Source organism: Agromyces mediolanus (assembly GCF_044917495.1).
Taxonomy (GTDB): domain Bacteria; phylum Actinomycetota; class Actinomycetes; order Actinomycetales; family Microbacteriaceae; genus Agromyces; species Agromyces mediolanus_B.
Genome location: NZ_JAVSSI010000019.1, coordinates 12,457 through 35,244, shown reverse-complemented (window position 1 = coordinate 35,244; position 22,788 = coordinate 12,457). Strand labels below are relative to the sequence as shown.

At 74.7% G+C, this 22,788-nt stretch carries 24 protein-coding genes; 15 read left to right on the top strand and 9 right to left on the bottom strand.

All coding sequences use genetic code 11. The annotated features are described in order from the left end of the window. The first annotated feature begins 20 nt into the window (after nt 1-20). The 15 genes from fliS (at nt 21) to ROT00_RS17540 (ending at nt 12,498) form a co-directional block, all read left to right on the top strand. Entirely contained in the window at nt 21-422 is a 402-nt protein-coding gene (fliS, locus tag ROT00_RS17610) for a flagellar export chaperone FliS (RefSeq protein WP_404776340.1), read from the top strand. Next, nucleotides 412-885, top strand: coding sequence for a hypothetical protein (locus tag ROT00_RS17605; RefSeq protein ID WP_404776339.1), 474 nt, complete (start codon nt 412-414; stop codon nt 883-885). Before fliS ends, ROT00_RS17605 begins: the two co-directional genes overlap by 11 nt. 427 nt (nt 886-1,312) lie before the next feature. Continuing rightward, a complete protein-coding gene (locus ROT00_RS17600) occupies nt 1,313-1,657 on the top strand; it encodes a flagellar basal body rod protein FlgB (protein ID WP_404776338.1) in 345 nt (114 codons plus the stop codon). Between the two features lie 13 nt (nt 1,658-1,670). Further along, the gene (locus ROT00_RS17595) at nt 1,671-2,063 is read left to right on the top strand and encodes a flagellar basal body rod protein FlgC (RefSeq protein ID WP_404776337.1); all 393 of its coding nucleotides are present in this window, start codon (nt 1,671-1,673) and stop codon (nt 2,061-2,063) included. Further along, complete coding sequence (fliE, locus tag ROT00_RS17590; protein ID WP_404776336.1) at nt 2,063-2,389, top strand: flagellar hook-basal body complex protein FliE; 327 nt, start codon at nt 2,063-2,065, stop codon at nt 2,387-2,389. The genes ROT00_RS17595 and fliE overlap by 1 nt, the downstream gene beginning before the upstream one ends. Further along, nucleotides 2,389-3,957 (top strand): flagellar basal-body MS-ring/collar protein FliF, encoded by a 1,569-nt coding sequence (gene fliF, locus ROT00_RS17585; protein WP_404776335.1) that lies wholly within the window; start codon nt 2,389-2,391, stop codon nt 3,955-3,957. The genes fliE and fliF overlap by 1 nt, the downstream gene beginning before the upstream one ends. Beyond that, on the top strand, nt 3,954-4,970 hold the full coding sequence (gene fliG, locus ROT00_RS17580) for a flagellar motor switch protein FliG (RefSeq protein WP_404776334.1): 1,017 nt from the start codon (nt 3,954-3,956) through the stop codon (nt 4,968-4,970). Before fliF ends, fliG begins: the two co-directional genes overlap by 4 nt. Continuing rightward, complete coding sequence (locus tag ROT00_RS17575; protein ID WP_404776333.1) at nt 4,954-5,556, top strand: FliH/SctL family protein; 603 nt, start codon at nt 4,954-4,956, stop codon at nt 5,554-5,556. The genes fliG and ROT00_RS17575 overlap by 17 nt, the downstream gene beginning before the upstream one ends. Next, the gene (locus ROT00_RS17570; RefSeq protein ID WP_404776332.1) at nt 5,553-6,869 is read left to right on the top strand and encodes a FliI/YscN family ATPase; all 1,317 of its coding nucleotides are present in this window, start codon (nt 5,553-5,555) and stop codon (nt 6,867-6,869) included. Before ROT00_RS17575 ends, ROT00_RS17570 begins: the two co-directional genes overlap by 4 nt. Further along, nucleotides 6,866-7,288, top strand: a complete 423-nt coding sequence (locus tag ROT00_RS17565; protein ID WP_404776331.1) for a flagellar FliJ family protein — start codon at nt 6,866-6,868, stop codon at nt 7,286-7,288. Before ROT00_RS17570 ends, ROT00_RS17565 begins: the two co-directional genes overlap by 4 nt. After that, a complete protein-coding gene (locus tag ROT00_RS17560; protein WP_404776330.1) occupies nt 7,288-8,214 on the top strand; it encodes a C40 family peptidase in 927 nt (308 codons plus the stop codon). The genes ROT00_RS17565 and ROT00_RS17560 overlap by 1 nt, the downstream gene beginning before the upstream one ends. Beyond that, nucleotides 8,211-9,593, top strand: coding sequence for a flagellar hook-length control protein FliK (locus tag ROT00_RS17555; protein WP_404776329.1), 1,383 nt, complete (start codon nt 8,211-8,213; stop codon nt 9,591-9,593). Before ROT00_RS17560 ends, ROT00_RS17555 begins: the two co-directional genes overlap by 4 nt. 10 nt (nt 9,594-9,603) lie before the next feature. Beyond that, nucleotides 9,604-10,029, top strand: coding sequence for a flagellar hook assembly protein FlgD (locus tag ROT00_RS17550; protein WP_404776328.1), 426 nt, complete (start codon nt 9,604-9,606; stop codon nt 10,027-10,029). An 82-nt stretch (nt 10,030-10,111) separates the two neighbouring features. After that, nucleotides 10,112-11,272, top strand: coding sequence for a flagellar hook protein FlgE (locus tag ROT00_RS17545; RefSeq protein WP_404776327.1), 1,161 nt, complete (start codon nt 10,112-10,114; stop codon nt 11,270-11,272). A gap of 224 nt (nt 11,273-11,496) precedes the next feature. Next, nucleotides 11,497-12,498: a bile acid:sodium symporter gene (locus tag ROT00_RS17540; RefSeq protein WP_404776326.1), complete on the top strand. Its 1,002-nt coding sequence runs from the start codon at nt 11,497-11,499 to the stop codon at nt 12,496-12,498. Here the strand turns inward: ROT00_RS17540 and ROT00_RS17535 are convergent. From ROT00_RS17535 to ROT00_RS17495, 9 genes are all read right to left on the bottom strand, one after another. Then, the gene (locus ROT00_RS17535; protein ID WP_404776325.1) at nt 12,482-12,832 is read right to left on the bottom strand and encodes a cupin domain-containing protein; all 351 of its coding nucleotides are present in this window, start codon (nt 12,830-12,832) and stop codon (nt 12,482-12,484) included. The two genes, ROT00_RS17540 and ROT00_RS17535, sit on opposite strands and share 17 nt — an antisense overlap. Nucleotides 12,833-12,893: 61 nt before the next feature. Beyond that, nucleotides 12,894-14,267 (bottom strand): NAD(P)/FAD-dependent oxidoreductase, encoded by a 1,374-nt coding sequence (locus ROT00_RS17530; RefSeq protein WP_404776324.1) that lies wholly within the window; start codon nt 14,265-14,267, stop codon nt 12,894-12,896. 130 nt (nt 14,268-14,397) lie between these two features. Continuing rightward, nucleotides 14,398-15,954 (bottom strand): amidohydrolase, encoded by a 1,557-nt coding sequence (locus tag ROT00_RS17525; protein WP_404776323.1) that lies wholly within the window; start codon nt 15,952-15,954, stop codon nt 14,398-14,400. After that, nucleotides 15,951-17,144 carry an ABC transporter ATP-binding protein gene (locus tag ROT00_RS17520; protein WP_404776322.1) on the bottom strand — a complete coding sequence of 398 codons (1,194 nt, stop codon included), beginning with the start codon at nt 17,142-17,144 and terminating at the stop codon, nt 15,951-15,953. Before ROT00_RS17520 ends, ROT00_RS17525 begins: the two co-directional genes overlap by 4 nt. Further along, nucleotides 17,141-17,944, bottom strand: a complete 804-nt coding sequence (locus ROT00_RS17515) for an ABC transporter permease (protein ID WP_404776321.1) — start codon at nt 17,942-17,944, stop codon at nt 17,141-17,143. The genes ROT00_RS17520 and ROT00_RS17515 overlap by 4 nt, the downstream gene beginning before the upstream one ends. After that, the gene (locus tag ROT00_RS17510; protein WP_404776320.1) at nt 17,937-18,791 is read right to left on the bottom strand and encodes an ABC transporter permease; all 855 of its coding nucleotides are present in this window, start codon (nt 18,789-18,791) and stop codon (nt 17,937-17,939) included. The genes ROT00_RS17515 and ROT00_RS17510 overlap by 8 nt, the downstream gene beginning before the upstream one ends. Beyond that, nucleotides 18,788-20,350 (bottom strand): amidohydrolase, encoded by a 1,563-nt coding sequence (locus ROT00_RS17505; protein WP_404776319.1) that lies wholly within the window; start codon nt 20,348-20,350, stop codon nt 18,788-18,790. The genes ROT00_RS17510 and ROT00_RS17505 overlap by 4 nt, the downstream gene beginning before the upstream one ends. A 129-nt stretch (nt 20,351-20,479) precedes the next feature. After that, entirely contained in the window at nt 20,480-21,538 is a 1,059-nt protein-coding gene (locus ROT00_RS17500; protein ID WP_404776318.1) for an ABC transporter substrate-binding protein, read from the bottom strand. Further along, nucleotides 21,535-22,713 carry an arginase family protein gene (locus ROT00_RS17495; RefSeq protein ID WP_404776317.1) on the bottom strand — a complete coding sequence of 393 codons (1,179 nt, stop codon included), beginning with the start codon at nt 22,711-22,713 and terminating at the stop codon, nt 21,535-21,537. Before ROT00_RS17495 ends, ROT00_RS17500 begins: the two co-directional genes overlap by 4 nt. Nucleotides 22,714-22,788: the final 75 nt, after the last annotated feature.

Genomic DNA, 22,788 nt, shown 5'->3' with positions numbered 1-22,788 from the left:
CCCGCCCGGAAGGAGCCGGCATGACCGATCGGCTGAACGACTACCAGCGCACCGCCATCCTCTCGGCGAGTCCGGCGCAGTTGCTCACGATGCTCTACGACCGGCTGCTCCTCGACCTCGATCGCGCCGAGCAGGCGCAGCTCGCCGAGCAGTGGGCCGAGGCGAGCGCGCAGCTGCTGCACGCGCAGGACATCGTGAGCGAGCTGCAGCGCACCCTCGACGTGCGCGTCTGGGACGGCGCGAGCCGGCTCATGGCGATCTACGACTACGTGTACCAGTCGCTCGTGCGGGCGAACATCTCCCGCGACGTGACGCTCACCCGCGAGTGCCAGGCGCGGCTCGAACCGCTCCGGCAGGCGTGGCACGAGGCGGCCGCGATGCCGGTCGCCGCACCGGTGGGCGGGATCGCGCGTGTCGGCTGACGCCGGGACGCCGGACAGCGGCGGTCGGATGCCGGACGGCGCCGGTCGGATGCCGGATGGCGGCGCGGGGACTCCCGCCGGGACGCCGGATGGCGGCGCGGGGACTCCCGCCGGGACGCCGGATGCCGGCGCAGGGACGGACTCGGAGACGGCCGCATTGGGGGCGGCCGCCTCGGAGCCGCCGTCGCCCGACCCCTGGACCGCCTGGCTCGACGAACTGGAACTGGCGCTCGCGGTCGACGGCCCCGTCGCGCTCCCTGAGCCCGCCGGACTGGACCGGCTGCCCGCCGAACTCGCCGCCCGGGCCGCCGCCCTGCGCGCGCGGATCGACGCGCGCGCCGCCGAGCTGCGCCGCGACCGCGACGACACCGCCGCCGAACTCGCCAGGCTCGGGGCGGCGGGGGCCGCGGCATCCTCCACGGCATCCGCGGCGCGCCCCGCGTTCCTCGACGCGACCGCATAGCCGCGCCGCACTGCCCGCCCTGGCTCTCTGCCCGCCCCGGCTCTCCCCGCCCGCACTCCCCACTCGCACTCCCCTACCCCGCCCGCATTCCCCTCCCCGCCCGCACTCCCCTACTCCCGCGCGCACTCCCCTCCCCCGCGGGAGGAGATCGTGGCGCGGGGAGGGCTGGTTACGGCCCGGGCATCCTCCCGACGCGCGAATCTCCTCCCGCGGGGTGGGGTGCCGGTGGTGCAGGGGCAGGGCCCGGAGCCCGGCAGCACCCGGAACCCGGCAGGACCGGGAACCCGGCAGCACCCGGAACACCGGCAGCACCCGGAGCGCCGGCGCACCTAACGGGGGCGTCGCCCGCGACCGAGAGTGAATCCCGAGCACGGATCGCTCGAGACGACGCCACGGATCGGCCCCCACCACGCACTCTTGGAGGATCGTGCTCGAATCCGTCTCCTCGCTCGCCCTCGCGAGCGCGCTCGACGGCCTCGCCGAGCGCCAGCGGGCGATCGCGAACAACATCGCGAACGTGAACACGCCGTTCTACACGGCCAAGCGCGTCCAGTTCGAAGACGCCCTGGCCGCCTCCATCGAGGCGGGCGACGGCCGCGTCCGGCCCACCACGCAGAACTCGCTCGAGCCGACGAAGCTCAACGGCAACAACGTCAACCTCGACACCGAGACCCTCTCCAACATCGACACCGTGCTGCGATACCAGTTCGCCGCGCAGGCCGCGAACGGCCAATTCACCTCGCTGCGCACCGCGATGCGCACCAACGGATGACCCGGAGGACCCCATGACCTTCGACGCGATCGGCATCGCCGGCTCCGCCCTCACCGTGCACCGCAAGTGGCTCGACGCGGTGTCGGACAACCTCGCCAACATCAACACGGCGGCCCCGACGAACGGCGACGCCTTCCAGGCCCGCTACGTCATCGCCCAGGCGGGCGAGGGCACCTCGGGCGTCTACGTGCAGGGCGCCGCCTACGGGGATGCCGAGGGCCGCATGGTCTACGAGCCGGAGCACCCGCTCGCCGACGCCGAGGGCTACGTGCGCTACCCCGACATCGACCTCTCCAGCCAGATGGGCTCGCTCATCATGGCCCAGCGCGGCTACCAGGCGAACGCCGCGGTCGTCGACCGGGCCCGCGAGACGTACATGTCGGCCCTGCAGATCGGACGCAGCTGATGCCCATCCCCGGAGTGAACGGCGTGCAGTCGGGCGTCGAGGCCGTGGCGCAGAGCGGCTACCTCGACCCCGACGCGACCACCACGGCAGGCACCCCGGGCACCGGCGGCGCCGCGTTCGCGGGCGTGCTCGGCGCGGTCGACGGCGCTCAGGCCCTGCAGGCGGAGTCGAAGACGCTCGCGCTGAAGGCCGTCACGGGCGACCTCACCGACATCCACCAGGCCACGCTCGCCTCCTCGCGCGCGGCCGTCACGCTCGAGCTCGTCGCCGCCGTGCGCAACAAGGGCGTCGAGGCGTTCAACGAGATCATGCGGATGCAGGCCTGATGCCCGCCCCCGTGAAGGCCGGGCTCGCGCGGATCGGCGCGTTCATCGGCGGGTTCAGCACCGCGCAGCGGGTGCTCGCGGTGCTCGCCGTCGGGCTCCTCGTGCTCGGCGTCGTCGGCCTCGCCGCCTGGCTCACGAAGCCCTCGTACACGCCCCTGTTCAGCGGGCTCTCCGGCTCCGACGCGAGCGCCGTCGTCGAGCAGCTCCGCTCGGGCAACGTCCCCTACGAGCTCGCCGACGGCGGCACCACGGTGCTCGTGCCCGAGCAGGTCGTCTACGAGGAGCGCATCAAGGCCGCCTCCGCCGGGCTCCCCGCGAACTCGGACGGCGGCGGCTACGCCCTGCTCGACGACCTCGGCATGACGACGTCGTCGTTCCAGCAGTCGGTGACCTACAAGCGGGCCATCGAGGGCGAGCTCGCCGCCACCATCAAGGCGATGAAGGGCGTCCGCTCCGCCTCCGTGCAGCTCGCGCTGCCCGAGGAGACCGTGTTCGTCTCGGAGAAGGTCGACCCCACGGCATCCGTCTTCATCGAGACCGAGGCGGGCAGCACCCTCTCGACGACGCAGGTGAACGCGATCACGCACCTCACGAGCGCCGCGATCGAGGGCATGAAGGCCGAGGACGTGGCGGTCGTCGACGCCGACGGCAACGTGCTCTCCGCGGTCGGCGTCGGCGCCTCCGGCGGGGCGGAGACCCGCGCCGCCGACTACGAGACCCGCACCACCGCGGCCGTGCAGCAGATGCTCGACCGTATCGTCGGCTCGGGCAACTCGAGCGTCGCGGTCGCCGCGACGATCAGTGACGAATCGGCCGAGGTCACGACCGAGCGCTTCGAGGGCGCCGAGGACACCCCCGCGCTGAACGAGTCCGTGAACACGGAGACCTACACCGGTACGGGCGGCGCCCAGGCCGGCGTGCTCGGCCCCGACAACATCGCCGTCCCCGGCGGGAACGGCGGCGACGGCACCTACACCTCCGAGCAGCGGGTGCAGAACAACGCGGTCGACAAGGTCACCGAGACCCGCAGCATCCCGGCCGGCGCCGTCGCACGGCAGACCGTCTCGGTCGCGATCGACCGCGGCGCGGCGAAGGGCCTCTCCTCGACCGCGATCCAGGACCTCGTGGCCGCCGCCGCCGGCATCGACCGGCAGCGCGGCGACGCCGTGAACGTCGAGCTCGTCGACTTCAGCACCGCCGACTCCGAGCGGGCCACCGAGGCGCTCCGCTCCGCGGAGGCGCAGGCCGAGCAGGACCGCATCGCCGAGCTCATCCGCTGGGGCGCCATCGCCCTCGTGACGCTCGTCGTCGGCATCGTCGGCGCGATCATCATCGCCCGCCGCCTCCGGCCCCGGCGCGAGCCGCTCGAGCTCGAGGAGGCGGTGCCGCACTACACGCAGGTGCTGGAGTCCGCGCCCGAGCCCATCGCCCTCACCGCGCCGACGGAGCCGATCGGCCCCGACCCGGCCGAGAGCCGGCGCAGCGACATCGCCCGGATGGCCCAGCAGGACCCCGAGCGCACCGCGAAGCTGCTCCGCGCCATGCTCGATGATCGGAGCGCCGGGTGAACGACGCCGCGACGATGACGGGCGCCCAGAAGGTCGCCCTCGTGCTGATGAACCTCGAGCGCGACCAGGCGGCCGCACTCCTGAAGGAGTTCAGCGAGACGGAGGCGGAGGAGATCGCCGCCGAGATCATCCGCCTGCAGCGGGTCGACCTCGACGCGGCGGATCACGCGATCGCCGAGTTCCACGAGCTCGCGATGCGCGGGCGCCTCGCCGCGCGCGGCGGGCTCGACGTCGCCGAGGGGCTCCTCGAGTCCTCGTTCGGCAGCGAGCGCGCCACCGGTGTGATGAACCGCGTCGCCTCCTCGCTCGCCGGGCGCTCCTTCGAGTTCCTCGACGCGGCCGAGCCGACGCAGGTCATCTCGCTGCTCGAGGCGGAGATGGCCGAGACCGTGGCGCTCGTGCTCACGCACCTGCGCACCGCGCAGGCCTCGAACATCCTCGCCGCCCTGCCCGACCCGCGCCGCGCCGACGTGGCCGAGTGCATCGCCGGGCTCTCGAGCGCGACCCCCGCGGCCGTCGCGATCGTGTCGCAGGTGCTGAAGTCCCGCGCCGCCTCGATGATCTCGCCGCGGAGCGCGGCCGAGGTGACGGGCGGCGTGCAGCCGCTCGTCGACATCATCAACCGCGCCCCGGTCGCGACCGAGAAGGCCGTGCTCGAGGCGCTCGAGCAGCGGAACCCGGAGCTCGCCGCCGAGGTGCGCAGCCGCCTGCTGACCTTCACCGACCTCGTGCGCTTCGAGGACCGCGACGTGCAGCTCATCGTGCGCGGCATCGACATGGGCGTGCTCGCGCTCGCGCTGCGCGGCGCCCCGCCCGCCGTCGAGGAGAAGATCCGGCACAACCTGTCGGAGCGCAACCGGGAGCTGCTCGACTCCGAGGTCGAGCTGCTCGGCCAGGTCCGCCTGTCGCAGGTCGAGGAGGCGCGCTCGGAGCTCGTGCGCACCATCCGCGAGCTCGCCGAGGAGGGCCGCATCACCGTGCAGCGAGGGGATGCCGATGAGTTCGTCTCGTGACGCCGCCTTCGGCACCATCGACTTCCCGCGGATCGGACGCCCGGGGGAGGCGGATGCCGCGGCCGAGGAACGCGGCTTCGCCCGGGGGCTCGCCGACGCCCGGCGCCGCACCGAGGCCGAGCGCGAGCGGCTGCTGACGGCGCTCGCCGCCGAGGCCGCCGAGCGAGAGGCCCGTCGTGCGGCCGAGCACCGGGCCGCGATCGAGGCGCTCGTCATCGCCCGGACCGCGATCGGGGCCGCCGCGCTGCCCGTGCTCGCCGAGGCGGAGCGGCAGCTCGCGGCGGGCGCGCTCGCCCTCGCCGAGACGCTCCTCGGGGCGGAGCTCGCCGCCGACCCCGACGGCGCCGCCCGGGCGGCGCTCCGCCGCGCGCTCGACCACGACGACGCGGCGCTCGTCGTGCGGGTCCGGATGCATCCGGCCGCGCTCGCCCGCGTCGCAGCGGCCGCCCCCGAGGGCGTCGAGCTCCTCGCGGACGCCTCGCTCGCCCCGGGGAACGCCGTCGCGGAGCTCCCCGACGGGCTCGTCGACGCCCGCATCTCGACCGCGATCGACCGCGTGCGGCGCTCGCTCGAGGAGGCGCCATGACGACGCTGCTCGAGGCACCGGCCTTCCGCGACGCGCTCCGGGCGGCGCGTCCCGCACGCCTCGGCCGGGTGCGCAGCGCCGTCGGCCTCGCTCTCGAGGTGGAGGGGCTCCCGCTCGCCGTCGGCGAGGTGGTCGAGCTCGGCGGGGCGTCCGCGGAGGTCGTCGCCGTGCGGCCCGGCGCGGCATCCTGCATGCTCCTCACCCCGCTCGACGCGCCCGCCGTCGGCCTGCCGGTGCAGCGCGTGGCGGGCACCGCGACGGCCCCCGTCGGCCGCGGGCTCCTCGGCCGCGTCGTCGACGGACTCGGCCGGCCCATCGACGGCCGCGGCCCGATCCGCGCCGAGGCGCAGGTGCCGCTCCGGCATCCGTCCCCGCCGCCGCTCGACCGCGCCCGCATCGACCGACGCCTGCAGACCGGCGTGCGCGTGCTCGACGCGCTCGTGCCCCTCGGCCGCGGCCAGCGCCTCGGCCTCTTCGCCGGCTCGGGCGTCGGCAAGTCGACGCTCCTCTCGATGATCGCCCGCGGCTCGGAGGCGGAGATCTCCGTGATCGCGCTCATCGGCGAGCGCGGGCGCGAGGTGCGCGAGTTCCTCGAGGACGATCTCGGTCCCGCGGGCCTCGCCCGCTCGGTCGTGGTCGTCGCGACCGCCGATGAGCCGGCGCCGATGCGGTTGCGGGCCGCGCAGCTCGCCACGCGCATCGCGGAGCACGAGCGCGAGCGCGGCGCCCACGTGGTGCTGATGATGGACTCCCTCACCCGCGTCGCGATGGCGCAGCGCGAGGTCGGGCTCTCGGCGGGCGAGCCGCCCGCCACCCGCGGCTACCCGCCGTCGACCTTCGCGCTGCTCGCGCGGCTGCTCGAGCGCGCCGGAGCCGGCACGAGCGGCTCGGTCACCGGCCTCTACACCGTCCTCGTCGACGGCGACGACCACAACGAGCCCATCGCCGACCAGGCCCGCTCGCTGCTCGACGGGCACGTCGTGCTCGACCGCCGGATCGCCGTGTCGGGGCGGTACCCCGCCGTCGACGTGCTCGGCTCGGTGTCGCGCGTCGCCGGGCGGATCACGCCGCCGGCCGAGCTCGCCGACGCGGCCGCGCTCCGGCGGGCCCTCGCGGCGCGCACGCAGGCGCAGGACCTCATCGATGTCGGCGCCTACCAGCCCGGCGCGAACCCGCTCGTCGACGCGGCGATCGCGAACGAGCAGGCGATCGACGCCTTCCTCGGTCAGCGACTCGGGGAGTCGACGCCGCTGGAGCAGACCACCGCCGCGCTCGCGGCGCTCGTCACTGCGATCGGAGGTGCCGCGGCATGAAGGGATTCCGCTTGGACGGCCTGCTGCGGGTGCGGCGGGTGCAGGAGGAGCGCACCGCGAGCGTGCTCGCCTCCCGCACCGCGAAGCTGCGCGACAGCGAAGCGCTCCGGGCCCGCGCGCAGCGCGAGCTGTCCGCGTACGGCGAGCCGGGCACCCAGCTCGAGACGCTCCGGGCGATCGCCGCGGCGCGGGCCTCGAGCGAGGCGATGCTCGCCGAGCTCCTCGCCGCGAGCACGCTGCTCGAGGCCGAGGTCGACGAGGCGAAGCTCACGCACGACGAGGCGCGCCGTCGCGTGCGCACGCTCGAGCGCATGGAGGCCGCCCACGCCGAGGCGGAGCTCGAGACCGAGCTCCGCGTCGAGCAGAACCGACTGGACGAGATCGCGAGCGGTCGTGCCGTTCGCGGAGGGGAGGAGTGATGGCCGCCGTCGACGCCGTCGCCCGGATGCAGGAGATCAGCCAGACCGTCGCCGCGCTGCAGGGCCGCCAGCTCGCCGCGAGCGACGGCACCGCCTTCGCCCAGGCGCTGCTCGCGGCGCTCGGCGCGAACGGCACCACCGGCGCGGACGCTGCGCCCCGCGCCTCGCTCGGGCAGGGCGGCCCGGTCGCCCAGGGGGTGACCGGCGAGGACCTCGTCGCCGAGGCGAAGACCTGGGTGGGCGTGCCCTACGTGCTCGGCGGCAACGACCGCTCCGGCGTCGACTGCTCGGGCCTCGTGCAGCAGGTGCTCGCGAAGTTCGGCATCGACGCGGAGCGCCGCGTCTCGCTGCAGACCGACCTCGGCGTCGAGGTGCCGTCGATGGCGCAGGCGCAGCCGGGCGACCTCATCATCACGAACAACGCCGACCACGTCGTCATCTACGCGGGCGACGGGATGATCGTGCACGCGCCGTACGAGGGCCGCACGGTCTCGTACCAGAAGAACTACCTCGACGAGTCCGACGTGCTGACGATCCGCCGGGTGGTGCCCGACGCGGGGCAGCCCGCCGCGGCCGCGCCCGCGTCGGCGTCGACGGCGGGGCTCGGCGCCGGTTCGTCCGGCATCGGTGCGCTCGGCGGCGCGGACGTCGCGGCGCAGCTGCAGGCGCTGCTGGCCTCCTCGGGCGGGCTCGGCACGGCCGGCATGCTCAGCGCCCTACTCGGCCTCGGCGGCGCGGGCGCCGCGGGCGGGCTCGGGGCGGGGCTCGGCTCGGGGCTCGGCGGCGCGCTCGGCTCCGGCCTCGGTTCCGGTCTCGGCGGCGCGCTCGGCTCCGGCGCCCAGGCCTCGGGCGGACTGGGCTCGGGCGGACTGGGCGATCTCGTCGCCGCGGCGCAGCTGCAGGCGATCCTCCGGAGCGCGGCGTGACCGCCATCGCCCCGGCGCTGCCCGCGCCGGCACCCGCCGCCCGCCAAGGCGGCGCGTCGAACGGCACGGCGTCGAGCGGCGACGGCGGCTTCGCGGCCGCGCTCGCGGGCGTCGCGGGAACGGCGCAGCCGACGGATGCCTCGAGCGGGGCGCCCGGCACCGGCACCAGCACCGGCCCGGGCTCCGACGGCGCCGCCGGCACCGGCACCGGGGATCCGGCGCCCGGCGACGCCGCCCTCGACCCCGCCGTCGCCGCGGCACTGCCCGCGGCGTTCGCCCCGGCGACCCCGACCCCCGTTCCGGCGACGGCACTCTCGCCGTCGCTGCCCGGCGCGATCGGGGACGACCCGGTCGAGGGCGGGCTCGCCCCGGGCGCAGGCGGCACCGGCGACGCGGATGCCCCGGCCGGCGCAGGTGCCGGTACTGCCGCCGCAGCCGCCGGCGGTGCCGCAGCGCAGGCCGTCGGCTCGACGGCCCCGTCGGCGGGCGAGCCGAGCGGGAGCGTCGCGCCCGGTGCCGCGCCCGGCGACGGCGCCGGTCACCCCGGCTCCGGTGCGGGCGGGGGCACGAACCCCGACGGCGCCGACGGTACGCCGACGGGCATCCGCCCCGCCGCGGGAACGGCGACCTCCCCCGACGAGCCCGCGACCGAGCCGAGCGGACCCGGTGCGGCCGCGGCGGCCGCCGGCCCCGAACATGCCGCTCCGGCATCCGCTCGCGTCGACCCGTCCACGACCGCGCCGTCGCCCGCGAGCGATGCCTCGACCACGCCCGCCGCGTCCGCGCCGGCCGCCGCAGCCGCCTCGATCGGGGCACCGCGGAGCGAGGGCACCGCATCGGCCGCGGCATCCGCCCCGACCGTTCCCGCGGCGGCACCCGTCGCCCCGACCGCGCCGACCGCCGCGGCTCCGGCGGCTGCTCCCGCGACTGCGGCCTCCGCGTCCCCCGTGACCGCCCCGCCGCTCGCCGAGCAGCTCGGCGGGCACCTCGTCTCCCTCGCCCGCCGCGGCCCCGGCGAGCACCTCGTCTCGGTGCGCGTCGCCCCCGAGGAGTTCGGCCCCGTCACCGTGCGCGCCGTCGTCGGCGCCGACGGGCACGTCCGCGTCGAACTGCACGCGCCGAGCGACGCCGGCCGGGAGGCGCTCCGCCAGGCGCTCGGCGACCTCCGCCGCGACGGCGCCGCCGCGGGCCTCTCCGGTTCGCTCGACCTCGCCCCGCAGAACCGCGAGGGCGGGCGTGAGCCCGGCGACGACGCCCGCAGCGGCGGCACCGCCGAGGACCGGCGCCAGGCGTCGGCGACGACCCCGCGCCCGCTCGCCCCGACCCCCGTCCCCACCGGACCGATGCCGCTCGGCACCGGCCTCGACGTGATCGCCTAGGAGGCACCGGATGACCGTCGATTCCGTGAACGCGACCGCCGGCAGCGCCGGCACGAGCATGTACACCGGCCAGGTCGCGACGCGCCGGCCGAAGCAGGAGATGGACGGCGAGCTGTTCCTGAAGCTGCTCGTCACCCAGCTCGCGAACCAGGACCCCAGCTCGCCCATGGACACGAACGCCATGATCGGGCAGACCACGCAGCTCGCCACGATGGAGCAGCTGACGGCGCTGTCGAAGCGGCAGGAGGAGTCGTTCTCCCTGCAGATGCGCACCGCCGCGGCCGCCCTGATCGGCAAGGAGGTGGAGTACCTCGACGCCGACGGCAAGACCGTGAAGGGCGTCGCGGGTTCCGTCTCCTTCGCCGGCCCGATCCCGACCGTCGACGTCGGCGGCGTGTCCGTCGCACTCGACAAGCTCTCCGCCGTCCGCACCTGACCCCGCCGCGGCATCCGCCCGCGACGCCGCCGACCACCACGACCGACCCAGCGCACCTGCGCACGACCGAAAGGACGCCACCGTGCTCCGCTCGATGTTCTCCGGGATCTCCGGACTCCGCGCCCACCAGACCATGCTCGACGTCACCGGCAACAACATCGCCAACGTCAACACCACCGGGTTCAAGGGCTCGGCGACGCAGTTCCAGGACACGCTGTCGCAGCTCATCCAGGGCGGCGGCGCACCCGGCGCCGCCATCGGCGGCACGAACCCCGCCCAGATCGGCCTCGGCGTGCAGATCGCCGGCATCAGCACGAACTTCACCCAGGGCTCCGCGCAGGCCACCGGTCGCGCGAGCGACCTGATGATCTCGGGCGACGGCTTCTTCGTCGTGAACGCAGGCGGCGAGACGCTGTACACCCGCGCGGGCGCGTTCGACTTCGACGCGCAGGGCCGGCTCGTGACGCCGAACGGCGGCTTCGTGCAGGGCTGGATGGCGCAGAACGGCGTCGTCAACCAGGGCGGCGGGCTGCAGAACATCACCCTCCCCCGCGGCGTCGTCGCGCCGGCCGTGCCGACCACCTCGGTGCGCTTCACCGGCAACCTGCCCGACGACGCGGCCGTCGGCACGCAGATCGTGCGCGACATCGACGTGTACGACGCCACGGGCACCGCGACGAGCGTCACGCTCGAGTTCACCCGGAGCGCGACCGGCTGGGACGTCGCCTCCGGCGGCACGAACCTCGGCGCGATGACGTTCGCGAACGGGCAGCCGACGGGCATCACCTCGGTCACCGTCGCGGGCGCGACGATCGACCTCGCCGGGGTCACCGGCTTCGCCGACCTCAGCACGCTGAAGGTCGCCGGGCAGGACGGCCGCCCCGCCGGCACCCTCGACGCCTACTCGATCGGCCCGGACGGCACGATCACCGGCACCTTCTCGAACGGCGCGACGCAGGCCGTCGGCCGCATCGCGCTCGCGACCTTCGTCAACCCGGGCGGCCTCGAGAAGGCCGGCGACTCCTCGTACCGGGCGACGGCCAACTCGGGCGCGGTCGAGCTCGGCGCGGCGGGCGACCCCGGCTACGGCAAGCTCGCGAGCGGCTACCTCGAGATGTCGAACGTCGACCTCTCGCAGGAGTTCACGAACCTGATCATCGCGCAGCGCGGTTTCCAGGCGAACGCCCGGATCATCACCACGAGCGACGAGGTGCTGCAGGAGCTCACGAACCTGAAGCGCTAGTCGGACGGGCCCGGCCTCGGTCCCGCGTCGCTCCGGCATCGCGGGCACCGTCTGCGCCACTTCGTGCTCCACGCGCCACCTGTACTGGCGCAACGCGGCCGAAGTGGCGCAGACGGCTGCGCGGAGGCATCCCGCCCGCCCGCCGTCGCGGCGCCGCGGCGCGCGGCAGCGAACGACGCGTCCGCCCGCCCGCCCGCTGCGCACCCGTTCCCTAGGCTGGAGCGGTGCAGCGCGCGATCGAGTGGTGGGACCGGCACCAGCTCGTGCTCGCCGTGCTCGCCATCCTCGCCGGCGCCGCGCTCGGCCTCGCCGCGCCGGCCGTCGCCCCGGTCCTGGCGACCGCGACGAACCCGGTGCTGGCGCTGCTGCTGTTCGCGACGTTCCTGGGCGTGCCGATCGACGGCATCGGGCGCACGCTCCGCGACCTGCGCTTCCTCGGCACGGTGCTGCTGGTGAACTTCGTCGCGGCGCCGCTCGTCGCCTTCGGGCTCTCGCGCGTCGTCGCCGACGACCGGGGGCTGCTCCTCGGCGTGCTGCTCGTGCTCCTCACGCCGTGCGTCGACTACGTCATCGTGTTCACGGGCCTCGCCGGCGGTGCCCGCGACCGGCTGCTCGCCGCGACTCCGCTGCTCATTCTGCTGCAGCTCCTGCTGCTGCCGGGATTCCTCTGGCTGTTCGCGGGCCCCGGCGCGCTCGCGCTGCTCGACGCTCGGCCGTTCCTCGAGGCGTTCCTCGTGATCATCGTCGTGCCGCTCGCCGCGGCCGCCGCCGTGCAGCTGCTGGCGCGCCGGTACCGCGCAGCCCGCACGCTCGAGCGCATCGCGGCGGGCGGCATGACGCCGCTGCTGATGCTGACGCTCGCGGTCGTCGTCGGCTCGCAGATCGGCGCGGTCGGCGCCGAGGCCGTCGCGCTCGCGCGGCTCGTCCCGATCTACGTCGGATTCCTCGCGGTCATGCTCGGCGTCGGCATCCTCGCCGGACGGATGACCCGGCTCGACGTCCCGCGCACCCGCGCCGTGGTGTTCAGCGGCGTCACACGGAACTCGCTCGTCGTGCTGCCGCTCGCCCTCGCCCTGCCGGCGAGCCTCGCGATCGCCCCGCTCGCGGTCGTGACGCAGACGCTCGTCGAGCTGGTGGGGCTGCTCGTGCTGGTGCGGCTCGTGCCGAGGCTCGTGCCCGGATCCGGCCCGGCGGGCCCGGCGGCCCGGCTCAGTCGTCGATCGTGATGTAGGTCTTCCGCAGGGTCTCGTGCACGTGCCAGACGCCCTCCCAGCCGCTCGGCATGACGAGCGTGTCGCCCGCGCCGATCGTGGCCCGCTGCCCGCCCGTCGTCTCGACGGTCACGGAGCCCGAGAGGATCTGGCAGATCTCGGTGTACCCGTCGCGACGCGCCGTGAAGCTGCCGGGCGAGCACTCCCAGAAGCCGACCTCGGTGCCGCCCCCGCTCCAGAGCGGACTCGTCGCCTCGACGACGCCGGGCGTGGTCGCGGTCGGCTTCGGCGCCGGCTCGCCGAGATCGGCGGCGAGGGGCTGGGACTGGATGACGAACTCGACGGTCATGCTGGTTCCTCTCGTGCGGGGTGCCGCCGCGCGAGCGTGCGGCGGGCGGTGGATGCCGGGCTCAGTGCCGGCCGGCGATGAGGTCGGCGAGCCGGGCCGTCGGCGCGGTGGTGGTGCGACCGGCGAACTCGGCGCGGTCGGCGTTGCGGTAGAGCCCGTAGATGCCCTGCACCGCGAGCCAGCGCAGCGGCTCGAACTCCCAGTTGCGGGCGCGGTGGCCGACCCACGGCAGGCGCACGAGCTCGGTGTCGCGCTGGAGCACCAGGTCGGCGAGCGTGCGCCCGGCGAGGTTCGTCGCGGTCACGCCCGTGCCGACGTAGCCGCCGGCCCAGCCGAGCCCGGTCGAGGCATCCACCCCGACCGTCGCGGCCCAGTCGCGCGGCACGCCGAGCACACCGGCCCAGCCGTGCGCGATCGGCACGTCGGCGGCGGCCGGGAAGAAGCGGCGCAGCAGCGCGGCGAGCGAGTCGATCGTCTGCGGCTGGGTCGCGCCGTCGGTGTCGACGCGGGAGCCGTAGCGGTACGGCACGCCGCGGCCGCCGAAGGCGATGCGGTCGTCGGCGGTGCGCTGCGCGTACATGTAGACGTGCGCGAAGTCGCCGAGGGTGTCGCGGCCGGCCCAGCCGAGCTCGTCCCACACCGCGGCGGGGATCGGCTCGGTGACGATCATCGAGGAGTTCATCGGCAGCCAGCGCCGGTGCTCGCCCTTCAGGTTCGCGGTGAAGCCCTCGGTCGCGCGCAGCACGTGCCCGGCACGGACGACGCCGCGCTCGGTGATCGCCTCGCCGGGGCGGATCTCGGTGACGAGCGTCTGCTCGAGGATCGGCACGCCGAGCGCCTCGACGGCGGCGGCGAGGCCGCGGGCGAGCTTCGCCGGGTGCACGCGGGCGCAGTGCGGGTGCCACACGCCGCCGAGCGTGCCGGCGACGTTCACGCGGGCGGCGGATGCCTCGGCCGAAAGCAGCTCGACGTCGGCACCCGGCCACTCGGCCTCGGCGGCGGCGAACGCCTGCATCCGGGCGAGCTGCGCGGGGGCGTAGGCGACGTTCAGCTCGCCGCCCTTCACGAGGTCGGCGTCGATGCCCTCGGCCTCGGCGACCCGGGCCACCTCGTCGACGGTCTCGTTCAGCGCGCGCTGCTGGGCGATCGCGGCCTGCCGGCCGTGCGACTTCGCGTACCGCTCACGGCCGCCCGTGACGGAGTTGGTGAGCCATCCGCCGTTCCGGCCGGAGGCGCCGAAGCCCGCGAAGCGCGCCTCGAGCACGACGACGCGGAGGTCGGGCTGCAGGGTCTTCAGGTAGTACGCCGTCCAGAGTCCGGTGTAGCCGCCGCCCACGATCGCGACGTCGACGTCGAGATCACCGTCGAGGCCCTTCCGCGCCGTCGGCAGCCCGAGCTGCTGCCACCACCACGACACTCCGCCGTTGCCCGTCATCGTTGCCTCCTCGCGACGATCCGTCCACCGACGGCCGTCCGTTCGATCATGCGGGACGCCCCGGTCGAGGCGCCACCTTCCAACTGCCGTCTTTCCGGACTCCGTCCGGACGATGTGTCGCGCGCGGCGCTCACTCCGCGCGCCCCGAGACGGTGCGGCCGCCGACGATCGTGCGCTCCACGCCGATCGCGCCGATCGCGGCGGGCCCGACCGAGTACGGGTCCGCGTCGAGCACGACGAGGTCGGCCAGGAGGCCGGGCGCGATCCGCCCCTTCTCCCGCTCCTCGCCGACGCCCTCCGCCGCCCAGCTCGTGAACATCCGCACGGCGTCGCGCACCGGGATCCGCTCGGGCGACGGCCCGCCGTCGGTTCCGACCCGCCCCGCCGCGCCCGCGATGTTCGCGAGCGGCCCGACGGCGTCGGGCACGGTGCCGGTCGAGTCGGTCGCGCCGATCACGCGGTGCCCCGCGGCGACGAGGCTCGCGAGCGGCTGGAAGCCCTCGCGGTCCGCATCGGACGACGTCGCGAAATGCGGCGTCGCCACGAGGCCGACCCCCGCGGCCGCGATGCGCGGCAGATCGGCGAGGTCGACGTAGTCGCCGCCGTGCTCGATCCGGTGCCGCACCCGGGCCGGGCGCTCCCGGCGGGCCGCGATCACGGCGTCGCAGGCGAGGCGGATGGCCCGGGGCGTGACGGCGTGCATCATGAGCTGCACCCCGGCGGCGTCCGCGCGGTCGACGAAGCGCGCGAGCTCCTCGGGCGCCCACTTCACGTCGTCACGGGCGTGACCGAGTCCGTCGCCGCCCTCGCCGTCGACGAAGATCTTCACCCCGCCGAAGCGCAGCCGCTCGTCGCCGAAGCCGGACTCCGGCCCCCAGGCGAGCACCTCGTCGAGGCTCGCGGTGCGCGGCACGTGCGTGAACCAGCGCACCCGGAACGGCAGCTCGCCCGACTGCGCGAGCCGGTGCAGGGCGCGCACGTCGTCGGCGGAGGTCGAGATCGTGCTGAGGCTCGTCGTGCCCTGCCGGGAGAACACCGGCACCGCGTGGGCGCGGAGCGCGGCCATCGCTTCCTCGACGGTGCACGTGGGCAGCCGGTCCCACACCTCGGTGAACACCCCGGTCGGGCCGTCGGCGTCGCGGTGCACCGTGATCCACCCCGGCAGCGCGTCGGGATCGGCGAGGCCGAGCTCGCGCATCGCGACGGTGTTCAGGCAGGCGACGTGGAGGCCGGCGAGCACCACGATCGGCTGGGTCGGGCTCACCCGGTCGAGCTCGACCCGGTGCGGCAGTCGCCCCTCCGCGACCTCGCGCTGCAGGCCGAAGGGGCCCCGCCCGACGATCCAGCCCTCGGGCTGCGCCCTCCGCGCGGCGGCGAGCACGTCGAGCATCGCGGCGAGGCTCGCGTGCCCGTGCAGCGGCACGTGGTGCTCGAGCGCCTGCACCGTGAGCTCGAGGTGGCAGTGCCCGTCGACGAAGCCGGGCAGCACGACGAGGCCGTCGAGGTCGACGTTCTCCTCGGCGTCGCGGATCCCGCCGGGCTCGGCGACCCGCACGATGCGGCCGTCGCGCACGAGCAGCTCCGCTGGTCGCGGCGCGGCCTCGTCGTCGACGAGCACGTGGCCGCCGCGGTACGCGACGGCGGGGCCGGGAACGACGGATGCCTCGTCCGGCGCGAGGCCGCTCACGCCGCCCGCTCCGCGGAGCCGGGCACCGGGACGACGACGGCGTGCTCGGCGTCCCAGCCGACCGTGACGGTGTCGCCGAGCGCGATCGGCGCCGGGGCGTCGACGCCGTCGTGCAGCAGGCCGCTCGAGCCGTCGGCGTAGCGCAGGGTCACCCGGCGGAAGGCGCCGAAGTAGGCGATGTTCGTCACCCGCGCATCGACGCGGTTCCCGCCGCCCGAGGCATCCGCCCCACCGGCCGCACCGGCCGAGGCATCCGCCCCGCCGCCGGCGCCGCCCGAGGCATCCGCGATCCCGACGAGCCGCAGCCGCTCGGGCCGCACGACCACGGCGGCCGACCCGGCGGCCGGCGCCTCGCCCGTGAAGCGCAGCGGTTGCTCGCCGAAGCGCAGCACGCCCGGCCCGGCCAGCTCGCCGCGGAAGACGTTCGACTCGCCGAGGAACTCGGCCGCGAAGAGCGAGGCGGGGCGCTCGTAGAGCTCCGTCGGTGTGCCCACCTGCACGACCCGCCCCCGGTCGAAGAGGACGATCCGGTCGGAGAGGCCGAGCGCCTCGCCCTGGTCGTGCGTGACGAAGAGGAACGTCGTGCCCACCTCGCGGTGGATGCGGCTGATCTCGACCTGCATCCGATCGCGGAGCGCTTTGTCGAGGGCGCCGAGCGGCTCGTCCATGAGCAGCACCGGCGGCCGGTACACGAGCGCCCTGGCGAGGGCGACGCGCTGCTGCTGCCCGCCCGAGATCTGCTTCGGCGTGCGATCGCCGAGCCCGTCGAGGCGCACCATCGCGAGCGAGTCCTCGATGCGCGCGCCGACCTCGGCCTTCGAGAGGCCCCGGCCGTGCAGGCCGAAGGCGATGTTCTCGCGCACGGTCATGTGCGGGAACAGCGCGTAGTTCTGGAACACGACGCCGAGGTTGCGCTTGCTCGGCGGCAGGGCCGTGACGTCGGCGCCGGCGATCTCGATGCGTCCGGAGCTGGGCTTCGCGAAGCCGGCGATGGCGTTCAGCGTCGTCGTCTTGCCCGAGCCGCTCGGCCCGAGGAACGTGACGAACTCGCCGGGCTCGACGGTCAGCGAGACGTCGTCGACGCCGATGGTGCCCGAGCGGAAGCGCTTGGTCACGCGGTCGAGTCGCACGCCGCCGGTGGCGTCGGGTCGGGGCTGGGCCGCCGGGGCGGTGCCGCTGCGGTCGGTCATGAGCTGCTCGCTTTCTTGCCGGAGCGCCGGCGGGTGAGCGCCGGCAGGAGGACGATCGCCGTGGTGAGGGCGAGGATGACGGTGGAGACGGCCGCGATCGTGGGGTCGACCTCGTTCGTGACGCTCACGAACATCTCGATCGGGAGAGTGCGGATCGCGGGCGACTGCAGGAAGCTCGCCGCCACGACCTCGTCGAAGGAGGTGACGAAGGCGAACAGCGCACCCGCGCCGACGCCCGGTGCGATCGCCGGCAGGATGACGCGGAAGAAGGTGCGCCAGGGGCCGGCGCCGAGGCTCGCCGCGGCGCGCTCGAGCATCGGGTCGGTGGTCGAGAGGCTCGACGTCACCGTGACGATGACGAACGGGATCGCGAGCACCGTGTGCGCGAGCAGGAACCCGAGCAGGTTGCCCGTGAGCTGCCAGCGCAGGTACACCGAGTAGATCGCGACCGCCGAGACGATGCCCGGCACGATCATCGGCGCGACGAGCACGGCCGTCGCGAGGCCGGCCACCCGGCCGCCGATCCGGTGGATGCCGAGCGCCGCCGCCGTGCCGAGCACGGTGCAGATCAGCGTGACGAGCACCCCGACGAGGATCGAGGTGCCGATCGCGGAGGTCCAGCGGTGATCGGTGAACAGGTTCACGTACCAGTCGACCGAGAGCCCTTCCGGCGGGAACTTGAAGCTCCGCTTCTCCGCGAAGGAGATCGGCACCACGATGAGCAGCGGCGCCACGAGCAGCACCGCGACGAGGACGGCCCAGAGGCGGAGCCCCCAGCCGGCGCGGGTCGTCTCATCCATCGTCGCGTCCTCCGTCCGTCTTCGCGCCGGGCACGAGCGCGCGCACCCCGCCGCCGACCGCGAGCAGCAGCACGATCGTGATCACGAGGAGGACGACCGAGATGGCCCCGGCGCCCGGGAAGTCGAGGAGCTTGCCGACCTTCGTCTCGATCAACTGGCCCACGAGCGACTGCTGCGGCGAGCCGATGAGGCGGGGCGTCACCCAGAAACCGAGGCTGAGGATGAACACCAGCACCGATCCCGCCGCGACGCCCGGCACCGAGAGCGGGAGGTACACGGTGCGGAAGGCGCGGAAGCGGGAGGCGCCCATCGAGTGCGCCGCGCTCAGCAGCCGGCGGTCGATGCCGGACATGGTGTTGAAGAGCGGCAGCACCATGAACGGGAGCAGCACCTGCGTCATCGCGATCGTGACGCCGAGCTGCGAGCCGAGCAGCTTGACCCCGTCGAGGCCGATGAGGCCGAGGAACCCGGCGACGATGCCGCTCGGCTGCAGCAGCACGATCCACGCGAAGGTGCGGGCCATGAGGCTCGACCAGAACGGCAGCAGCACGAGGAAGAGGAGGAAGGTGCGCATGCCCGGCCCGCAGAGGCTCATCAGGTAGGCGTACGGGTAGGCGAGCACGAGCGTGACGACCGTGACGAGGAGGGCGACGACGAGGGTGCGCACGAGGATCGTGACCGTCGTCTCGTTCGTCACGAGGTCGACGTACTGGCCGAAGCCCGGCGTCGGCTCGAGGAAGCTCCGCGCCGACAGCGCGATGACCGGGTACACGAAGAACACGAGCACCACGGCGAGCGCGGGCAGCAGCAGGAGCAGCGCCCAGGTGCGGGAGCGCGCGGTCCTCATGCCGAGCCCTCCCGGTGCCAGACGATCTCGCCGCCGACGACCGTGAGCTCGGCCTCGAGCGAGGCGAGCCGCTCGGGCGGGAGGGTGCGCGGGTCCTCCGCGTAGACGGCGCAGTCGCCGTGCATGCCGATCCCGAGGGCGCCGATGCGGCGCTCGTTGAAGCCCGCCTCGGCGGCGAACTCCGTGTAGGTGCGGAGCGCGGTGTCGACGTCGACGGCCTCCTCGGGGGCGACGATCGCGCCCGAGCCGGTGCGCCGGTCGAGCATGCGGGCGACGCCGAACCAGGGGTTCGTCGCGAATGGCTGCGTGCCGCCCGTGTCGGAGTTGCCGGGCGGGCGCATCCCCGCCTCGACGAGGGTGCGGTAGGCGTAGACCCCGGTGCCGGCGTCGGCGTGGATGAATCCGGCCGTCGGCACCGCGATGACGTCGAGCTCCCGCATCCGGCGCACGATCGCGTCGTCGACCCAGAGGTTCGCGGCGTGCTCGAGGCGGGTGCGCCGGTCGCCCGGGCCGGCGACCCGAGCGGCCTCCTCGATCGCGTCGAGGGCGAGGTGCTGGGCGAGGTCGCCGATCGCGTGGATCCACACCTGCAGGCCGGCGCGGTGCGCGACCGTGAGGACGTGCACGATCTCGGCGTACTGGCGGGTGTTCGTGCTCCAGCGGCCGGGGCTCTTGTCGAGGTGCGCCGAGTCGAAGGCGGAGGTGTCGTCGCCGTCGAGGAAGACTTTGAGTCCGCCGAGCCAGAGCCGCTCGTCGCCGAAGCCGGAGGCGAGCCCCGTCTCGGCGAGCTGCTCGGGCGTCCGGAGGATGGCGTGCAGCCCGGGCGCGACGGTCAGCGTGAGGCTGAGGCGGGCGGGCAGCTCGCCCGCGGCGCGGAGCGCCTGGTAGGCGCGGATGCCGTCGGCGGTCGCGGGGAGCTCGTAGATGGTGGTGACGCCGTGCCGGGCGAACGACTCGCGGAGCTCGTCGCGGAGCATCGCGCGGAGCCGCTCGGGCGGCGGGGCCGGCACGGGGAAGAGGTGGTACCCCTCCTCCACGACGCCGCTCGGGGCGCCGTCCTCGCCGATGACGACGAGGGTGCCGACGGGGGAGGTGTAGCCGCGAACGAGTCCGGCACGTTCCAGGGCGGCGGTGTTCGCGGTGAGCCGGTGCATGCTCTCGCGGACGAGGATCGGCACCTCCCGGGAGACCTCGTCGAGCTCGTCGCGGCTCGGCAGGTCCTGGCCGTAGGTGCCCTGGGCGACGAGCCAGCCGTCGACGCCGTCGGCGACCGCCCGCGCGAGGCGGGCGAGGGTCTCGGCACGGGGCGCCCGGCGCACGTCGAGCCAGTCGCGGCTGAGGGCGCAGAATTCGACGTGGGTGTGCGAGTCGATGAGGCCGGGGAGCACGGTGCGGCCGTCGAGCCGGACCACGGGGGTGCCGGGCCGGGCGGCAGCGAGCACCTCCTCGGTGGTGCCGACGAGGCGCACGGCGCCGTGCTCGATGAGGAGCGCTTCGGCGTCCGGCGTGCCGGGGTGCAGGGTGGCGATGGTGCCGCCCACGAGGGCGAGGTCGTTCATGGGGCTCCGTCGATGGCTCGGATGCTGGCTGGGGATGCGCGACGGCTCGGGCGGACGGGCGGTGCCGCCGGGGCTCGGTCGTCGGGGGGAGGGCGGGTGCCGCCGGCGCTCGGCCGGCGGCACCACGGGTCATCCGGCCGACCAGTCGGTCCAGCGCTGGACGACCTCGTCCTGGTTCTCTCCCCACCAGGCGTTGTCGATCTGCCAGGAGAGGTCGCGGTGCTCCTGCAGGGACGAGTCCCAGGCGGATGCCGCGGCGTCGAGCTTCGGCGTGGCGGTGAGGTTCGCCGCGCCGTACGCGATCGACTCGGCCCAGACGGTCTGCGGGCCCTGCGAGACGGCGAAGTCGATGAACTTCTGGGCGGCCTCGCGGTTCGGCGAGCCCTTCACGATCGCGAGCGAGGCCCAGTGGTAGGAGTTGTCCTCCCACATCGGCGCGTAGGGCGCGCCGTTCTGCACGGCCTCGAAGCCGCGGCCGGACCAGACGAGGATCATGTCGGCCCGCTGCTCCTCCATGATCGCGACCTGCTCGGCTCCGGAGCTCCAGAACACGGTGTCGGCCTTGATCTTGTCGAGCACGCCGAAGGCGCGGTCGTAGTCGAGCGGGTAGAGGTCCTCGGGCGCGACGCCGTCGGCCATGAGCGCGAGCTCGAGGTTGCCCTCGGCCGGGTCGCTGCCCATCGAGCGGGTGCCGGGGAACTTCTCGAGGTCGAAGAAGTCGGCGATCGAGGTGGGCGGGTTGGCGCCGTACTTCTCCTCGTTGTAGGCGACCATGTAGGAGTAGGTGTCGACGGGGACGCCGCATTTCTCGACGGTGCCGGGGGCGAAGTCGGCCTCGTCGATGTTCGCGAAGTCGAGCTCCTCGAAGAGGGTGCCGCAGTAGGCGGGCACGTCCTGCTGGCCGGCGAGGTAGACGTCCCAGGTGGGGGTGCCGGCCTCGACCATGACCTTGAGCTTGGCCGGGTCGACGGGGCTCTCGACGGTGACCTGGATGCCGGTCTCCTCCGTGAACGGGTCGACCATCGACTTCTCCTGCGCCTCCTGGAAGGCGCTGCCGTAGGTGACGAAGGTGAGGCGCTCGTCGCCGCCGCCGTCGCCGCCGTCGGCGGGCGTGGAACTGCAACCGGCGAGCAGGGCGATGCCGACGGCGCCTGCGAGCAGGGCCGTCCGGGGGATGGTGCTTCTCATGGTGCTGACTCCTCGTGCTGATGAGTGCTGCGGGGGTGTGGGTGGTGCTGGTGGTGCGAGTGGTGCGTGGGTGGTGCGGTGCCGGCGGCTGCGCCGGCACGTTCGATGGCCTCCAGCTGGTGCGGGAGGAGGTCCTGTTCGGGCGTGTGCAGGTGTCGCCCGTAGGGGTCGTGCAGCTCGGTCTCCGCCTCGGCCTCGAGCAGGGCGGCGACGACCGCTGCGCCGCAGATCGGCGTGTAGAGCGGCGAGTAGCCGCCCTCCTGGGCGATCACGAGCCGGCCGCCGCAGAGCTCCTCGGCGAGCTCGATCATGCGCCTGGTGAGGTCGCCGAAGGTCGCGCTCGTGAGCGCCATCTGGCTGCTCGGGTCGAGGAAGGCGGCGTCGTAGCCGCACGCGACGATGAGCAGCTCGGGCTGGAAGGCACGGAGCGCCGGCGCCACGACCCGGTCGAAGGCCGCGAGGTACGCCCCCTCGCCGCTGCCCGCCGGGAGCGGGATGTTGAGCGTCGCGCCGAGCGCGCCGTCGCCGCCGCGCTCCTCGACGGAGCCGGACTCCACCGGGTAGAGCCGGTCCTGGTGGACGCTGATCGCGAGCACCTCGGGGTCGTCCCAGTAGATCCGCTGGGCGCCGTTGCCGTGGTGCACGTCCCAGTCGACGATGGCGACCCGGCCGAGGCCCTGCCTGGCGCGGGCGAGCTCGATCGCGATCGGGATGTTCGCGAGGAGGCAGTAGCCGCGCGCGCGGTCGGGCTCGGCGTGGTGGCCCGGCGGGCGGACGAGCGCGTAGGCGCGGTCGAGCTCGCCGTCGAGCACGGAGCGCACGGCGGCGGCGACCCCGCCGGCGCTGCGCACCGCGATCTCGTAGGAGCCGTGGCCGAAGCCGGCGAAGTCGCCGAGTTCGCCGCCGGCGCCGGCCGACTGGGCGCGGAACGCGGCGAGGTAGTCGGTCGTGTGCACTCGCGCCAGGTCGGCGTCGGCGAGCGCGAGCGGCTCGAGCGGGATCATCCGGCGGCGGAGGCCGAGCCGCTCGAGGAGGTGCAGCAGGCGCCGGCGCGCCTCGGGCGTCTCGAGCTGCACGCCGGGCTCGACGGAGGGGCCGAAGTCGGCGCGCGACTGGTGCCAGAATCCCGCCTCGTCGGCGACGAGGCCCACGCGGTGTCCGGTGCGTCGAGGCATCCGTTCCCTCTCGGTCGGGGCGGCACCGCGCGGCAGGTCGGCCGCGGCGGTGCGGCGAAAACTGGGTGAGATCAC

Coding starts and splice junctions, on each gene's coding strand:
- fliS (WP_404776340.1), top strand. CDS start 21: ATGACCGATCGGCTGAACGACTACCAGCGCACCGCCATCCTCTCGGCG.
- ROT00_RS17495 (WP_404776317.1), bottom strand. CDS start 22,713: ATGCCTCGACGCACCGGACACCGCGTGGGCCTCGTCGCCGACGAGGCG.
- ROT00_RS17505 (WP_404776319.1), bottom strand. CDS start 20,350: ATGAACGACCTCGCCCTCGTGGGCGGCACCATCGCCACCCTGCACCCC.
- ROT00_RS17570 (WP_404776332.1), top strand. CDS start 5,553: ATGACGACGCTGCTCGAGGCACCGGCCTTCCGCGACGCGCTCCGGGCG.
- ROT00_RS17510 (WP_404776320.1), bottom strand. CDS start 18,791: ATGAGGACCGCGCGCTCCCGCACCTGGGCGCTGCTCCTGCTGCTGCCC.
- ROT00_RS17565 (WP_404776331.1), top strand. CDS start 6,866: ATGAAGGGATTCCGCTTGGACGGCCTGCTGCGGGTGCGGCGGGTGCAG.
- ROT00_RS17595 (WP_404776337.1), top strand. CDS start 1,671: ATGACCTTCGACGCGATCGGCATCGCCGGCTCCGCCCTCACCGTGCAC.
- ROT00_RS17500 (WP_404776318.1), bottom strand. CDS start 21,538: ATGAGAAGCACCATCCCCCGGACGGCCCTGCTCGCAGGCGCCGTCGGC.
- ROT00_RS17530 (WP_404776324.1), bottom strand. CDS start 14,267: ATGACGGGCAACGGCGGAGTGTCGTGGTGGTGGCAGCAGCTCGGGCTG.
- ROT00_RS17535 (WP_404776325.1), bottom strand. CDS start 12,832: ATGACCGTCGAGTTCGTCATCCAGTCCCAGCCCCTCGCCGCCGATCTC.
- ROT00_RS17515 (WP_404776321.1), bottom strand. CDS start 17,944: ATGGATGAGACGACCCGCGCCGGCTGGGGGCTCCGCCTCTGGGCCGTC.
- ROT00_RS17575 (WP_404776333.1), top strand. CDS start 4,954: ATGAGTTCGTCTCGTGACGCCGCCTTCGGCACCATCGACTTCCCGCGG.
- fliE (WP_404776336.1), top strand. CDS start 2,063: ATGCCCATCCCCGGAGTGAACGGCGTGCAGTCGGGCGTCGAGGCCGTG.
- ROT00_RS17520 (WP_404776322.1), bottom strand. CDS start 17,144: ATGACCGACCGCAGCGGCACCGCCCCGGCGGCCCAGCCCCGACCCGAC.
- ROT00_RS17560 (WP_404776330.1), top strand. CDS start 7,288: ATGGCCGCCGTCGACGCCGTCGCCCGGATGCAGGAGATCAGCCAGACC.
- fliF (WP_404776335.1), top strand. CDS start 2,389: ATGCCCGCCCCCGTGAAGGCCGGGCTCGCGCGGATCGGCGCGTTCATC.
- ROT00_RS17550 (WP_404776328.1), top strand. CDS start 9,604: ATGACCGTCGATTCCGTGAACGCGACCGCCGGCAGCGCCGGCACGAGC.